The 13,816-nt window shown below is 69.1% G+C and carries 13 protein-coding genes; 7 read left to right on the top strand and 6 right to left on the bottom strand.

Translation table 11 applies throughout. From position 1 onward, the window contains the following. Positions 1-60: 60 nt before the first annotated feature. The 4 genes from EJP67_RS23295 to msrA form a co-directional block, all read right to left on the bottom strand. Positions 61-1,014, bottom strand: a complete 954-nt coding sequence (locus EJP67_RS23295) for an AEC family transporter (protein ID WP_126024094.1) — start codon at positions 1,012-1,014, stop codon at positions 61-63. Between the two features lie 158 nt (positions 1,015-1,172). Next, positions 1,173-3,272, bottom strand: a complete 2,100-nt coding sequence (locus EJP67_RS23290) for a TonB-dependent receptor (RefSeq protein WP_126024093.1) — start codon at positions 3,270-3,272, stop codon at positions 1,173-1,175. A gap of 83 nt (positions 3,273-3,355) precedes the next feature. Next, positions 3,356-3,736 carry a hypothetical protein gene (locus tag EJP67_RS23285; RefSeq protein WP_126024092.1) on the bottom strand — a complete coding sequence of 127 codons (381 nt, stop codon included), beginning with the start codon at positions 3,734-3,736 and terminating at the stop codon, positions 3,356-3,358. 22 nt (positions 3,737-3,758) lie between these two features. After that, complete coding sequence (gene msrA / locus EJP67_RS23280) at positions 3,759-4,310, bottom strand: peptide-methionine (S)-S-oxide reductase MsrA (protein ID WP_126024091.1); 552 nt, start codon at positions 4,308-4,310, stop codon at positions 3,759-3,761. A 102-nt stretch (positions 4,311-4,412) separates the two neighbouring features. Here msrA and EJP67_RS23275 point away from each other — a divergent pair, with 102 nt between their 5' ends. The 4 genes from EJP67_RS23275 to EJP67_RS23260 are packed head-to-tail and all read left to right on the top strand — an operon-like array spanning position 4,413 to position 7,771. Continuing rightward, on the top strand, positions 4,413-5,135 hold the full coding sequence (locus tag EJP67_RS23275; protein ID WP_126024090.1) for a TetR/AcrR family transcriptional regulator: 723 nt from the start codon (positions 4,413-4,415) through the stop codon (positions 5,133-5,135). Positions 5,136-5,156: 21 nt separating this feature from the next. Beyond that, entirely contained in the window at positions 5,157-5,834 is a 678-nt protein-coding gene (locus EJP67_RS23270; protein ID WP_126024089.1) for a protein-L-isoaspartate O-methyltransferase family protein, read from the top strand. A 19-nt stretch (positions 5,835-5,853) separates the two neighbouring features. Next, positions 5,854-6,198, top strand: coding sequence for a rhodanese-like domain-containing protein (locus EJP67_RS23265; protein ID WP_126024088.1), 345 nt, complete (start codon positions 5,854-5,856; stop codon positions 6,196-6,198). 22 nt (positions 6,199-6,220) lie between these two features. Then, the gene (locus tag EJP67_RS23260; protein ID WP_126024087.1) at positions 6,221-7,771 is read left to right on the top strand and encodes a TolC family outer membrane protein; all 1,551 of its coding nucleotides are present in this window, start codon (positions 6,221-6,223) and stop codon (positions 7,769-7,771) included. A 30-nt stretch (positions 7,772-7,801) separates the two neighbouring features. Here the strand turns inward: EJP67_RS23260 and EJP67_RS23255 are convergent, their stop codons facing one another. Further along, positions 7,802-9,190, bottom strand: coding sequence for a 3-deoxy-D-manno-octulosonic acid transferase (locus tag EJP67_RS23255; RefSeq protein ID WP_126024086.1), 1,389 nt, complete (start codon positions 9,188-9,190; stop codon positions 7,802-7,804). Between the two features lie 17 nt (positions 9,191-9,207). Then, on the bottom strand, positions 9,208-10,590 hold the full coding sequence (locus EJP67_RS23250; protein ID WP_126024085.1) for a phosphomannomutase/phosphoglucomutase: 1,383 nt from the start codon (positions 10,588-10,590) through the stop codon (positions 9,208-9,210). A 112-nt stretch (positions 10,591-10,702) separates the two neighbouring features. On the opposite strand from EJP67_RS23250, the gene EJP67_RS23245 reads away from it, so the two are divergent. Genes EJP67_RS23245 through EJP67_RS23235 form a run of 3 tightly spaced genes read left to right on the top strand, consistent with a single transcriptional unit; the run spans position 10,703 to position 13,808 of the window. Next, complete coding sequence (locus tag EJP67_RS23245; RefSeq protein ID WP_126024084.1) at positions 10,703-12,304, top strand: DNA-3-methyladenine glycosylase 2 family protein; 1,602 nt, start codon at positions 10,703-10,705, stop codon at positions 12,302-12,304. Between the two features lie 6 nt (positions 12,305-12,310). Then, entirely contained in the window at positions 12,311-12,808 is a 498-nt protein-coding gene (locus tag EJP67_RS23240) for a methylated-DNA--[protein]-cysteine S-methyltransferase (protein ID WP_126024083.1), read from the top strand. A gap of 49 nt (positions 12,809-12,857) precedes the next feature. Continuing rightward, the gene (locus EJP67_RS23235) at positions 12,858-13,808 is read left to right on the top strand and encodes a DMT family transporter (protein WP_126024082.1); all 951 of its coding nucleotides are present in this window, start codon (positions 12,858-12,860) and stop codon (positions 13,806-13,808) included. Positions 13,809-13,816 lie beyond the last annotated feature (8 nt).

Genomic DNA, 13,816 nt, shown 5'->3' with positions numbered 1-13,816 from the left:
GCCCGGCGGCAGCGCTAAGGCGAAAGTGCGCGAGAAATTACCTGAAGAAGTCCGAAGGACTCAGGGCAGCCACTGCGCGCACATCATCACGAGCGTGAGCGTGGCCAGCGCGAGCACCGTCGACACCACGACGCTGGCGGTCACCAGGTCCTCGGCGGTGCGGTAGCGCTGCGAGAAGAGGAACACGTTGGCGCCGATGGGCAGCGCGGCGGCCACCACCATCACCGTGAGCGGAATGCCGCGCACACCCAGCAGCCATCCGATGAGGGCCACCAGCAGCGGATGCAGCAGGTTCTTCACCAGCGCCTGTGTCAGCGCGCTGCGCCAGTGCCGGCCGATGGGCGTGAGCGCGAGCGTGATGCCCACCATCACCAGCGCGATCGGGCCGAAGGCCTGGCCGAGCAGCTGGATCGGCTTGTCGATCGCCTCGGGCATCGCCAGCCCGGTCTGCGCGAACAGCAGGCCCGCGATGATCGGCAGCGGCACCGGGTGGATGATCGCGTTGCGCAGCGCACGCACCACGGTGCGCGCCATCGAGGGGCGGTTCTCGTTGCCGGAGGCGCCGGCCTGCTCGCGCGCCACGGCCAGCTCCAGCACCACCGTGGCGCTGGTCAGCAGCACCAGCGAATGCAGCGAGATCAGCGTGAGCAGCACCACCATGCCCTCCTCACCATAAGCCAGGCCGATCAGCGCGATGCCGATCATCACGGTGTTGCTGTAGGTGTTGGCCAGCGCGATCACCGCCGCCGTGCGGTTGAAGCCGCGCAAGGCCAGCGTGCCCGCGAACAGCAGGCCCGAGGCGATGAAGTAGGCAGCCACCGGCTTCAGGCTGAGCTGCTCGACGTGCACCGTGCTCATCGCGCGGAACAACAGCGCGGGCGCCAGCAGCAGGAAGATGAGGTGAGAAAGATCCTTCACCGCGCCGCCGCCGATCCAGCGCCGCTTGCCGGCCAGGTAGCCCGCGGCGATGAGCACGACCACGGGCACGAGCGAGGAGACGACGATGGAGTTCACCCGGAGAGGATAGCCGAGGGGGGCGGTCGCCTTGCTCCTTCCCCCGCTGGGGGAAGGTTGGGATGGGGGCAGACGGCACTTGCAAAAGCCATGGTTCTGTCAAAGGCCGCTTGCCCCCACCCCTGCCCTCCCCCAAAGGGGGAGGGAGCAAGGCAGCATCAGAACGTCACGCGCAGGCCGACCTTCAGCGTGCGGCCCGGCAGCGGCGCGTTCGGATACACCGTGCTCGTCAGGATCGAGGTCGCGCTGTAGGCCAGCTTGTTCGTGATGTTGTCCATGCGCGCGTACCAGATGAGGTTGGCGCGCTGCACCTTCATGCGGTAGGTGATGGCGGCGTTCCACAGCGTGTAGGCATCGGTCTCGCGTGCGCCTACCGAGGGAACGCGGCGCTGGGCGGCGTTGTAGTCGAAGCCCAAGCGCGCGCCCCACGGGCCGTTGTTGTAGGCCAGCGTGGCGCCCAGGCGCAGTGGCGCGATGCGCGGCAGCGGCTCGCCGGTGTCGAGGTTCCTGGCGCGCACGATGTCGCCGCGCCATTCCAGGTCGAGCGTGCCGGCGTCGTCCATGCGTGCGAAGCCGTCGGAGCCCAGCACGCGCAGGTTGCCGTTGGCCTCGATACCGGTGAAGCGCGCGCGCACGCCGCCGTAGACGTACTCGGCCAGCGTGTCGGCGGCGCCGGGTTCGGCCACGTTGCCCTCCTCGTCGAGGCTGCGCCCCGTCGCGGTCAGGCCGATGTAGTTGCGAAAGCGCGTGACGTAGGCGTTCACGCGGGCCGTGTGGGGGCCCGACTTCCATTGCGCGCCCAGGTCGAAGCCGGTCGACTTTTCCTTTTTCAGGTTCGGATCGCCCACTTCCCAGGCGCCCGTGGCCACGTGCGGGCCGTTGGCCAGCAGCTCGTAGTCCTTGGGCGCGCGCTCGGTGTAGGCGAGGTTCGAGGTCAGCTGCCACTGCGGCGCGAGGTTGACCAGCGCACCGAATGCAGCGCTGTGCGGGTTGAAGGTGCGCTCGCCGATGGCGAAGCGCGTGACTGTCGGATCGTCCGGATAGCCCAGCGAGCGGATGCGGACCTGCTCGGTGCGCGCGCCGAAGCTCAGGCGGCCCCACGAAGTGCCGTACTCCTCGTGCAGGAAGAACGCGTTGGAGCGCGTGCGGCTGTGCGGCGCGAAGGCTTCCTCGCCGTCGGCGGCGAAGCGGTTGGTCTCGCTGCTGAAGCCGACCAGGCCCTCGAAGTTGCCGATCTTCCGGTGGCGCGCCTCGATGCGCAGGTCGTTGCTCATGTTCGAGAAGGTGGTGCCGGGCGTGCCGCCCTCGAACTCGGTGTGGCGATAGTCGGTGTGGCTGAGCTTGGCGTGGATGCTGCTGATGAAGCCGCCCGGGCGCCATTCGCCTTCGAGCGCGTAGCGGTCGGACTTCATGTTGATGGTCACGTCGTCCTCGGCCACGGTGCCGTACTTGCTGCGGTAGCTGCTGACCGAGGCGCCGATGTAGCCCTGGTCGAAGAACAGCGTGCCGCCGAGCGCGCCGCCGTTCGCCTCGTTGGCCGAGTTGCAGATCTTGCGCGCCGTCCAGGGCGAGCCGGGCTTGCTGCACTCGAGGGTGATCGGCACCGAGACGTCCTTCGAGTCGCGGTTGAAGGCGTCGACGTGCAGGGCGAAGCGGTCGTTGCCGCCTTCGAGCACCACGCCGCCGTTCTTCTCCTTGTTGCCGGTGGAATAGCCCAGGTCGGCGCGGCCGCCGAAGCCGTTGATGGGCTCCGAGGGAATGCGGTTGTCGATCACGTTGACCACGCCGCCCACGGCGCTGCCGCCGTACTGCAGCGCCGAAGGGCCGCGCAGCACCTCGATGCGCTCGGTGACCAGCGCATCGACGGGCACGGCATGGTCGTAGCTGAGCGCCGAGGCATCCGGCGCGGCGCCTCCGTTCTGCAGGATGCGGATGCGGTCGCCGTCCTGGCCGCGGATGATCGGTCGGCTGGCGTTGGGGCCGAAGTAGCTGCTGCTCACGCCCGGCACGTTGTCCAGCGTCTCGCCGAGAGTCGATTGGGAGCGCAGCAGCAGCTTGTCGCCGGACAGTGCGGTGGTGGGCGCGATCAGGTCGGTGGCGCCCAGCGGGTTGCCGGTGACGGTGATCTCGCGCAGGCTCGCGGCGTCGGCGGGCTGGGCCGGGGCAGCATCGGATGCCTGCGTCTGGGCCATGCTTGCGAAGGAGGCAAGCGAAAGAACGGCAACGCCGATGGCGTTGCGACGGAAATTGGGGGTCATGAATGGAAACTCGGTGAATCAAGGGACGACCAGCCGCCACCGCGCGCAAGGCGGGTGCAGCAGCAGCCGGCACACAGGAGGATTCAGCGAGAGGAAGGCGGGCCGCGCGCGTCGAAGAGCGCAACCCAGCGGGCGAGAGCCTCGCCCTGCAGGAAAGCGAAGGTGGCCGACGGCAGCAAAACCGGCAGCACCACCAGCGGCACGCCGGGCGCGGCCGAGCCATGGGCGAGCTGGTCGTACAGCCGGCATTCGGCGTCGGTGTGATCGCCGAACAGGCTGGCCAGGTGATGAGCCGTGTGCTTGTGGACGATCTGCGCAGCCTGCGCCGCGGCGGCCGGCAGGCCCGGCACGTGCAGCGATCGGTGCATCAGCCCCAGCGTGCCCGCGAACCACAGCGCGACCGCGAGCACGGCCGCGAGCGCGCGGGTCGAGCGGGGGCGGGACTGTCGGATGGCGAGGTGCACGGGGAAACTGATTCCGGGCCGCTCAGGCCTTGAGGCGGGACGCGAAGGTCTTCTGGAACTTCTCGACCTTCGGGCCCACGACGAACGCGCAGTAGCCCTGGTTCGGGTTGTTCAGGAAGTAGTCCTGGTGATAGGCCTCGGCCGTCGAATAGTTGGCCAGCGGCGCCACCTCGGTCACGACGGGCGAGTGGTAGGTCTTGCTCGCCTCGATCTCGCGGATGACGTCCTGCGCCACCTGCTTCTGGGCATCGTCCGTGTAGTAGATGCCGCTGCGGTACTGGGTGCCGACGTCGTTGCCCTGGCGGTTGAGCGTGGTCGGGTCGTGCACGACGAAGAAGATTTCGAGGATCTCGCGCAGGCTGATCTGCGCCGGGTCGAATTCGAGCTTCACCACCTCGGCATGGCCGGTGCGGCCGGTGCAGACCCGCTCGTAGGTCGGGTTGACGGCCTGGCCATTGCTGTAGCCCGATTCGACGTCGAGCACGCCCTGCACGCGGTCGAAGACCGCCTCGGTGCACCAGAAGCAGCCTCCACCCAGGACGATGGTTTCGGTGGCCGACGATGAAGTGGACATGGTGCTGCTCCGGCGGAGGTTGAAAAGGCGAACCCGATATTGTCGCGGCTTGACGTGACGGATGCCCGTCACTACATTACTAACCCACGAGTCATTAAGAGTATGTCCACGCCCCGCTCCTTCGTCGACAAGATCTGCCCGGTGCGCGCCAAGCGCGAGCGCCGGAAAGAGGCGCGCCCCGGCGAACTGCTGGCGGCCGCACTCGATCTGTTCGTCGAGAAAGGCTTTGCGGCGACACGCTCCGAGGAAGTGGCGGCCCGCGCCGGCGTTTCCAAGGGCACCCTCTTTCTCTACTTCCCGAGCAAGGAAGAGCTCTTCAAGGCCGTGGTCATGGAGAACCTCGGCGGTCGTTTCACCGAGTGGAATGCCGAGTTCGAGGCCTTCGAGGGCACCACCGCCGACATGCTGCGCTACTGCATGAACGTGTGGTGGGAGCGCGTCGGCAAGACCCAGGCCTCGGGCCTGACCAAGCTCATGATGAGCGAGGGCGCCAATTTTCCGGCACTCGCGGAGTTCTACCGCGAGCAGGTGGTCCGGCCCGGCCACGAGCTGCTTCGGCGCATCTTCCAGCGGGGCATCGACAGCGGCGAATTCGCGCCCATGGACATCGACCACGCGATCTACTCGGTGGTCGCGCCCATGGTCTTTCTCATGCTCTGGAAGCATTCGGCCATGGTCTGCGTCGACGCAACGGCGGCGCTCGACCCCGAAAAATACGTGGCGACCCAGGCCGAAGTGGTGATCAACGGCCTCAGCGTGCGTCCCGGAAGGCCGACCGAACCGGGGGTGTCATCGGCGGCACCTAAAATTGAAGGTTTGTCCTGAGCCCGTAAGGAAAGCCACGCCATGAACCCCACCCCCACCCTCGAGCGCTTGCGCTTCAACATGATCGAGCAGCAGATCCGTCCCTGGGACGTGCTCGACAACGACATCCTCGAGCTGCTGGCCCGGATCCACCGCGAGGACTACGTCCCCGACGCGCACCGCACCCTCTCGTTCTTCGACATGGAACTGCCGCTGCTCGACGGCTCCGTGCCCGGCGAAATCATGCTGTCGCCCAAGGTCGAGGCCCGCACGCTGCAGGACCTGCACATCAAAAAGCACGAGACCGTGCTCGAGATCGGCACCGGCTCCGGCTTCATGGCCGCCCTGCTGGGCGCCCGCGCCGCGCAGGTGCTATCGCTCGAAATCAACCCCGTGCTGGCCGCCCGCGCCGCCGAGACGCTGCGCCGCAACGGCGTGACCAACGTCGAGGTGCGCCATGCCGACGGCTCCGTGCCCCTGCCCAGCGGCCCCAGCTTCGACGTGATCGTGCTCAGCGGCTCCGTCGCACGCATTCCGCAGAACCTCCTGGGTTCGCTGAAGGTCGGCGGCCGCCTCTCGGCCATCGTGGGTGACGAGCCGATGATGCGCGCCCACTTCGTGACCCGCACCAGCGAGAGCAAGTGGGACACCATCCAGCCCTGGGACACGATGGCGCCGCGCCTGCTGAACTTCCCCGAGCCCTCGCGCTTCGCGTTCTGAGCAGACGGTTGACCGAAGCATGATCGACCAAGTCCGCCCCGCCGACCTCGCCGCCTGGTTCGCGCAGAACGCCGACGCCGCCCCCGTGCTGCTCGACGTGCGCGAGCCCTGGGAGCTGCAGACGGCGAGTGTCGTCCCCCAGGGCTTCACCCTGGTGGCGATTCCGATGAACGAGATCCCCGGGCGGCTGGCCGAGCTGAATGACGGCCAACCCGGACTCCGGATCGCCTGCCTGTGCCACCACGGCGCGCGCAGCCAGCGCGTGGCCGCCTTCCTGCACCAGAACGGCTTTGACCAGCTCGCCAACGTGGCGGGCGGCATCGACGCCTGGTCCTCGCACGACCCCAAGGTCCCGCGCTACTGATTCTTTCCCCCAAGGACGTTCAATGCCCCCCAGGCCCCGGCTTTCGCCTCTTTCCGCAGCGCTCGCTACCACCTTCGCAGCCCTGCTCGCATCGCCGGCCCTGACCCAGGCCCAGACACTGAACGAACTCTACGAATCCGCCCGCGGCTTCGACGCCACCTACCAGGGCGCGCGGGCACAGTACGACGCGAACATCGCGCGCGCCGCGCAGGCCAAGGCCGGCATCCTGCCCAGCGTGGGGCTCACGGCCGGCGTGACGCGCAGCGACCTCGACATCGACACCCTCACGGGCGCCGGCCGGGGCACCTCCGCCTCGCGCGACTTCAACACGCAGAACGTCGGCATCAACGCCACGCAGCCGCTGTACCGGCCCGCCAACTGGGCCACCTACGAGCAGGGCAAGCGCCAAGCCGAGATCGCGCAGGCGGTGCTCACGATCGCCGAGCAGGACCTGATCGTGCGCGTGAGCCAGGCCTATTTCGACGTGCTCGCGAGCCAGGACAGCCTGGCGCTCGTGCGCGCACAGAAAGTGGCCGTGGCCGAGCAGCTGGCTTCGGCCAAGCGCAACTTCGAGGTCGGCACCTCCACCATCACCGACTCGCGCGAGGCCCAGGCCCGCTACGACCTGGTGATCGCGCAGGAAATCGCCGCCGAGAACGACCTGCAGGTGAAGAAGGTGGTGCTCGACCAGCTGGTCGGCCGTCCAGGCAGCGTGCCGGTGCCGCTCGCCGTCCCGGTGGTGCTGCCGACGGCGACGCCCGCCGACATCAACGCCTGGGTCTCGCAGGCCGACGAGGCGCATCCCGCCATCCGGCAGGCCCGCCTGGGCCTCGACGTGGCCGGGCTCGAAGTGGACAAGGCCAAGGCCGGCCACAAGCCCACGCTGGACGCCAACCTGGGCTACAACGTCACGCGCAACCCGACCGGCACCAGCACGAGCACCGTGGGCACGCGCGTCAACGCGGCCACGGTGGGCGTCACCTTCAACCTGCCGCTGTTCGCCGGCTTCGCCACCGAGAACCGCATCAAGGAAACCCTGGCGCTCGAAGACCAGTCGCGCAGCGTGCTCGAAGGCACGCGCCGCAGCGTGGCGCAGGCCACGCGCGCCGCCTACCTAGGGCTCGTCTCGGGTGCCGGCCAGGTGAAGGCGCTGGAAGCCGCCGAGGCGTCGAGCCAGAGCGCGCTCGACGCCAACCGGCTCGGCTACCAGGTGGGCGTGCGCATCAACATCGACGTGCTGAACTCGCAGAGCCAGCTCTACCAGACAAAGCGCGACCTTGCGCAGGCGCGCTACAACGTGCTGCTGGGCAACCTCAAGCTGCGCCAGGCCAACGGCACGCTGACGGTGGACGACATGAACGCGATCAACGCGACGCTGGCCAGCAGCGGCAGCGTGCCGGCCGTGCCGCCGGCCATCGGGCCCGACCGCGGTACGACGACGCCCGCGGTGCCCGTGACGCCGCCGAGCATTCCGGTGGTTCCGCCGGTGCAGACGCCGCAGTTCAATCCGCCCGCGCCGACGATGCCGACGGCACCCGTGCCGCCGGTGATCGTGAATCCACCTGTGCGCTGAGCCGCCGGGCGCGGCTTCAGCTCTTTTCGATCAATCGAGCGTGGGCTCGGCCCGCGCCGGTTCGCCGCCCTCTTCCACCGGCTCGCCCTTCGCCGTCACCGGCTGCGCAGCTTGCGCAATGGCCAGCACCGCGGCAGCCGTGCGCTCGGCCGCCCCACGGTTCGACGAGGAGAACGCCAGCGCGGCCTGGGCCATGGTGGCGCGGCGCTCGGGGTTCTCGACCAGCTTCAAGGCGGCCGTCACGGCCTGCTCCATGCCCTCGACGCGCAGCGATGCGCCGGCAGCCAGCGAAAGCTGCGCCGCCTCGGCGAAATTGAAAGTCGACGGCCCCATGACCACCGGACAGCCGCAGGCCGCCGGCTCGATCAGGTTCTGCCCGCCCAGCGGCTCGAAGCTGCCGCCGAGCAGCGCCACGTCGGCAAGCCCGTAATAAAGCGCCATCTCGCCCAGCGAATCGCCGAGCCAGATCTCGGCCTCGGACGGCTGGCCCGCCGCGCTGCGGCGCGCCACCGCGAAGCCCTCGGCCTCGATCAGCGCCGCCACTTCGTCGAAGCGCTGCGGATGGCGCGGCACGATCATCCATTGCACGTCGTGCACGCGCTTGGAAATCGAGCGGATCGCGCCCTGCTCGGGCGGCACGGGCGAAGTCGCGCCGAAGCGCTTGAGCACTTCGAGCAGCATGCGCTCCTCGCCGTCGCGCGAACTCGCCAGCACCACCATCGGTTTGGGCAGGCGCTCGCGCAGCGAAGCGGCCGCTGTGAGCTGGCGCGCATCGGGCGTGGCATCGAACTTCAGGTTCCCGTAGATGCCGGCGACCTTGGCGCCGAGCGACACCAGCCGGTGGGCATCGGCCTCGGTCTGCGCCCAGACGGCCGTGAGGGCCGAGTACGCGGGCCGCGCCAGCCAGGCAAGGCGCTCGGCGGCGGCCAGCGATTTCTCGTTGAGGCGCGCATTGGCCAGCACCAGCGGAATGCGGCGCTCGGCGCAGGCGGCCGTCATCTCGGGCCAGACCTCGGTTTCCATCAGCACGCCGATGCGTGGCTGGAAGCGGTCCAGGAAGCGCCCGACCGCGCCCGGCGTATCCCAGGGCTGCCAGACCTGCGTGTCGCCCGGCTCGAGCAGCTTGGCGCCCTCCTCCCGGCCGGTGGCGGTGCCGTGCGTGAGCAGGATAGGCACGCCCGGGTACTGCCGGCGCAGCTCGGCGATGAGGATGGCGGCCGCGCGCGTCTCGCCCAGCGAGACCGCGTGCACCCAGCACTGGGCCTGGCCGGTGGTGGCTTCGTCGTAGTAGCCGAAACGCTCCTCCACGGCCACGCCGTAGCCGGGCTCGGCCTGCGCGCGACGCCGCAGCTTGCGGCGCACGAGCGGTTGCACGACGGTGGTGAAGACGCCGTAGAGGCGCAGCAGCAGGGAACGCACAGGCTCGTCGGTTGTGTTCAGTGCGCCGCTTCGCCGACCTTGGCGTCGGGCTTGGCGGTTTTCAGAAGGGCCAGCATTTCGGCCTCGATGCGCTTGAGCGCCGCATCGGTCTGGCCTTCGAAGCGCAGCACCAGCACGGGCGTGGTGTTCGAAGCGCGGATCAGCCCGAAGCCATCGGGCCAGTCGACACGCAGGCCGTCGATGGTCGAGACCTTGGCGGGAGCGGCGAAATTCGCGCTCTTCACGAGCTTGTCGACCACCGAGTGCGGCTCGCCTTCGGCGCAGGCCACGTTCAGTTCGGGCGTGGAGAAGCTCGTGGGCAGCGCGTTGAGCACGGCATTGGCGTCCGGGCTCTTGCTCAGGATCTCCAGCAGGCGGCAGCCCGCATAGGTACCGTCGTCGAAGCCGAACCAGCGCTCCTTGAAGAAGATGTGGCCGCTCATCTCGCCGCCCAGGGGCGAGTCGATTTCCTTCATCTTCGCCTTGATGAGCGAGTGGCCGGTCTTGAAGATCATCGGCTTGCCACCCGCGGCCTCGATGGCCGGCGCCAGGCGCTGCGAGCACTTCACGTCGTAGACGATGGTGCCGCCGGGCACGCGCGAGAGCACGTCCTGTGCAAACAGTTGCATCTGGCGGTCGGGGAAGATGTTCTGGCCGTCCTTGGTGACGATGCCCAGGCGGTCGCCGTCGCCGTCGAAGGCCAGGCCCAGTTCTGCGTCGCCGGTGGCCAGCGCCGCGATCAGGTCCTTCAGGTTCTCGGGCTTGCTCGGGTCGGGGTGGTGGTTGGGGAAGTTGCCGTCGACCTCGCTGAAGAGCTCGGTCACCTCGCAGCCCAGGGCGCGGAAGATGGCCGGGGCCGAGGCGCCGGCGATGCCGTTGCCGGAATCGACCACGATCTTCATCGGGCGCGCCAGCTTGATGTCGCCCGCAATGCGCTTGATGTATGCATCGGTCACGTCGACCTTGCGCACGCTGCCACCCGGGGCGAGCTGGGCAGAGCCGGCTTCCATGGTCCTGCGCAGGGCCTGGATCTCGTCGCCGTAGATCGCGCGGCCGGCCAGCACCATCTTGAAGCCGTTGTAGTCCTTGGGGTTGTGGCTGCCGGTGACCTGGATGCCGCTGGTGCACAGCGTGTGGGCCGCGAAGTACAGCATCGGGGTGGTGACCGCGCCCACGTCGATGACTTCGATGCCGGTGGCCACCAGACCCTTGATCAGCGCCTCGGCCAGCGCCGGGCCGGACAGGCGGCCATCGCGTCCAACGGCCACCGACTTCTCTCCCGCCGCGCGGGCCGCACTGCCGAAGGCCCTGCCGAGCGCTTGCGCTACCTCCGCATCGAGAGTGACCGGCACGACGCCGCGGATGTCATAGGCCTTGAAGATCGACGCGCTGAGCTGCATGGAGAGGCGTTTCCCTGATGGTTTTGCAAACCGGGCATTGTAGGCAAGGGCCCGGCTGGCCACATGTCCGGAAACGGCCAGTTGAAACGAGTCGAAACCGTATCATTTCTCCATGCCTGCCAACCACCATTCCACCGAAGCGCTCGAGAGCGACGCCTGCTACCTGGCGATGAAGACGCATGACGCGCGCTTCGACGGGTCGTTCTTCACCGCGGTGACATCCACCGGCATCTATTGCCGCCCGGTCTGCCGCGTGAAACTGCCGCGGCGCGAGAACTGCCGGTTCTTCCGCCATGCGGCACAGGCCGAGGCCGCGGGCTTCCGTCCCTGCCTGCGCTGCCGGCCCGAATTGGCACCGCGCGCGGCCAGCTGGTCGACCGAAGACGCCTCGCGCATCCTCGCGCTGCAGGCGGCGCGGCTGATCGACGAGCCAGACGCCTGGTCGGAAGACGGCCCCGGCGCCGCGCAGATCGCGGCACGCCTGGGCGTGAGCGACCGCCACCTGCGGCGCATCTTCGAGTCGCAGTTCGGCGTCTCGCCCCTTCAATACCTGCAGACGCGCCGCCTGCTGGCCGCCAAGCAGCTCATCGCCGACACGCGCCTGCCGATGACGCAGGTGGCATTGGCCAGCGGCTTCGCCAGCGTGCGGCGCTTCAACGCGGCCTTCCTGGAGCACTACGGCCTGAATCCGAGCGCGCTGCGACGCGCTGGTGGCGACGCAGATGGCGGCGGCAGCAGCCAGGGCAAGGCCATCGAGGTCCGGCTGGGCTTCCGCCCGCCCTACGACGCCAACGCCATGCTGGGCTTCTTCGCGCGGCGCGCGCTGCGCGGCGTGGAGGTCGTCTCCACGGCCGGCGGCAAGGAGCCCGCCAAGGGCAGCACGCCCGAGTACGTGAAGCTGATCCGCACCCTTCGCATCCAGCAGGGCGGTCAGGCCCACGCCGGATGGCTGCAGCTGCGCTTCGACCTGGAACGCGAGCAGATGCTGCTGTCGGTCAGCGACTCGCTGGCCGCCGTGCTGCCCATCGTCATCAGCCGTGCCCGTGCCCTGTTCGACCTCGACGCGGAACCGATGGCGATCAACGCGGCACTGCACGCGGCCTTTCCGCATGGCGACGGACTGCGCGTGCCCGGCGCGGTCGATGGCTTCGAACTCGCGGTGCGCGCGGTGCTGGGCCAGCAGATCACTGTGGCCGCGGCACGCACGCTGGGCTCGCGGCTGGTCGAGGCCTTCGGCGAGCCGCTGGCCACACCCGTCGAAGGGCTGAACCGGCTCTTTCCAACCCCGGCCGCCATTGCTGCCTCGAGCGGCGACGAGCTGGGCCGCCTCGGCATCGTGCGGCAGCGGCAGACGGCGCTGCACGCCATCGCCCGCGAAGTGGCTGCCGGCAAGCTGGCGCTGCACGCGGGGGCCGACGTGCCTTCCACCATCGCTGCGCTGCAGGAGTTGCCCGGCATCGGCGCCTGGACAGCGCAGTACATCGCGATGCGCGCACTGCGCTGGCCCGACGCCTTTCCGGCCGGCGACGTCGCGCTGCAGAAGGCGCTGGGCGTGACCACCGCGCGCGCCGCCAGCGAAGCCTCGCAGGCGTGGCGGCCGTGGCGCAGCTATGCGGTGCTGCGAGCCTGGCATGCGCCCGGTGCGGCCCCTTCTCCTGTTCCGGCGAACGACGCCGGTTCTCCCCTTGTTGCAACGGCAGGCGTCGCAGCCTGAAGCGTCATGAAGTTCAAGAGCAAAGTCATCTACACCTCGCACATCGACACGCCGCTGGGCGGCATCACGATGGCCGCCACCGACAAGGGCCTGGCCGGCGTCTGGTTCGACCAGCAGCGCCACTGGCCCGACACCAGCGGCTGGGTCGCGAAGGAAGACCACCCCGCGCTGGTCGAGGCGGCCGCGCAGCTGCGCGACTACTTCGCGGGCAAGCGCGAGAGCTTCGACATGAAGCTCGACCTCTCGCACGGCACCGCCTTCCAGCAGAGCGTGTGGCAGCAGCTGCTGGCCATTCCGGCCGGTGCAACCACGAGCTACGGCGCGCTGAGCGTCAACGTGGGCAACCCGGCCGCGGTGCGCGCGGTGGGCGCGGCCGTTGGGCGCAACCCGATCAGCGTGATCGTGCCCTGCCACCGCGTGCTCGGCTCGGACGGCTCGCTGACCGGTTACGCTGGCGGGCTCGAACGCAAGACGGCATTGCTGCAGCTCGAAAAGGCGATCTGAGCAATCCGGGCGCATAGCAAGAGAAAGAAAGAGATCGATCAGAGGACGCATGACCACAACGAAGAACAACATCGCCGCTGCCACTCCCGCCAAGCCCCTCGCACCCACCGCCTGGCTCATCGACCTGGTGCTGCTGGGCGCGCTGTGGGGCGCCTCCTTTCTCTTCATGCGCATCGGCGCCGCCGAGTTCGGCGCTCTGCCGACGGCCGCGGTGCGGGTGGCGATCGCCGCGCTGTTCCTGCTGCCCATCGCGCTGCTGCGCGGGCAGGGGCCGTCGCTGGCGAAGCACTGGAAGGCCAGCCTGCTGGTCGGCGTCTTCAATTCGGGCATGCCGTTCGCGCTCTTCTGCTTCGCGCTGTTGACCATCAACACCGGCCTTGCGGCGGTGCTCAATGCCACAACGCCGATGTTCGGCGCGCTCGTGGCCTGGGCCTGGTTCCGCGAGCGGCCGGCGAACTGGCGGCTGGTCGGACTGGTGATCGGCTTCGCCGGCGTGGCAATGCTCGCCAGCCGCAACGCCGGCCTGCATTCCGGCGCCAGTGGCAACGCCGCGCTCTTCGCGGTGCTGGCCTGCCTGGGCGCGTGCCTGTGCTACGGCATCTCGGCCAGCGCCACGCGGGCCTACCTGGGCGGCGTGCCCGCGCTGACCACGGCCACCGGCAGCCAGATCGGCGCCACCGCATTCCTCGCCCTGCCCGCCATCTGGCTCTGGCCCGCGCAGATGCCCAGCCTGCGCGCGTGGCTCGCGCTGCTGGCACTGGGCATCGCCTGTACCGGTGTGGCCTACATCCTGTTCTTCCGACTGATCGAGCGCGCCGGCCCGGCCCGCGCGCTGACGGTGACCTTCCTGGTGCCGGTGTTCGCGCTGTTCTACGGCGCGGTCTTCCTGGGCGAGAGCATCACGCAGTGGATGCTGATCTGCGCGGTGGTGATCGTCTGCGGCGTGGCGCTTTCGACCGGCATCGTCAAGCCCGGCTGGCCACGCAAGGCCGCGGCCTGAACGGGCAT

Source organism: Variovorax guangxiensis, assembly GCF_003952165.1.
GTDB lineage: Bacteria > Pseudomonadota > Gammaproteobacteria > Burkholderiales > Burkholderiaceae_C > Variovorax > Variovorax guangxiensis.
The sequence above is the reverse complement of the archived record's forward strand: the minus strand, read 5'-3'. Positions and strand labels throughout refer to the sequence as shown.

Bases quoted from the DNA above. Each gene is read 5' to 3' on its own strand.
- EJP67_RS23235 (WP_126024082.1), top strand. From the start codon at position 12,858: ATGACCACAACGAAGAACAACATCGCCGCTGCCACTCCCGCCAAGCCC.
- EJP67_RS23270 (WP_126024089.1), top strand. From the start codon at position 5,157: ATGAACCCCACCCCCACCCTCGAGCGCTTGCGCTTCAACATGATCGAG.
- EJP67_RS23290 (WP_126024093.1), bottom strand. From the start codon at position 3,272: ATGACCCCCAATTTCCGTCGCAACGCCATCGGCGTTGCCGTTCTTTCG.
- msrA (WP_126024091.1), bottom strand. From the start codon at position 4,310: ATGTCCACTTCATCGTCGGCCACCGAAACCATCGTCCTGGGTGGAGGC.
- EJP67_RS23245 (WP_126024084.1), top strand. From the start codon at position 10,703: ATGCCTGCCAACCACCATTCCACCGAAGCGCTCGAGAGCGACGCCTGC.
- EJP67_RS23260 (WP_126024087.1), top strand. From the start codon at position 6,221: ATGCCCCCCAGGCCCCGGCTTTCGCCTCTTTCCGCAGCGCTCGCTACC.
- EJP67_RS23240 (WP_126024083.1), top strand. From the start codon at position 12,311: ATGAAGTTCAAGAGCAAAGTCATCTACACCTCGCACATCGACACGCCG.
- EJP67_RS23265 (WP_126024088.1), top strand. From the start codon at position 5,854: ATGATCGACCAAGTCCGCCCCGCCGACCTCGCCGCCTGGTTCGCGCAG.
- EJP67_RS23275 (WP_126024090.1), top strand. From the start codon at position 4,413: ATGTCCACGCCCCGCTCCTTCGTCGACAAGATCTGCCCGGTGCGCGCC.
- EJP67_RS23250 (WP_126024085.1), bottom strand. From the start codon at position 10,590: ATGCAGCTCAGCGCGTCGATCTTCAAGGCCTATGACATCCGCGGCGTC.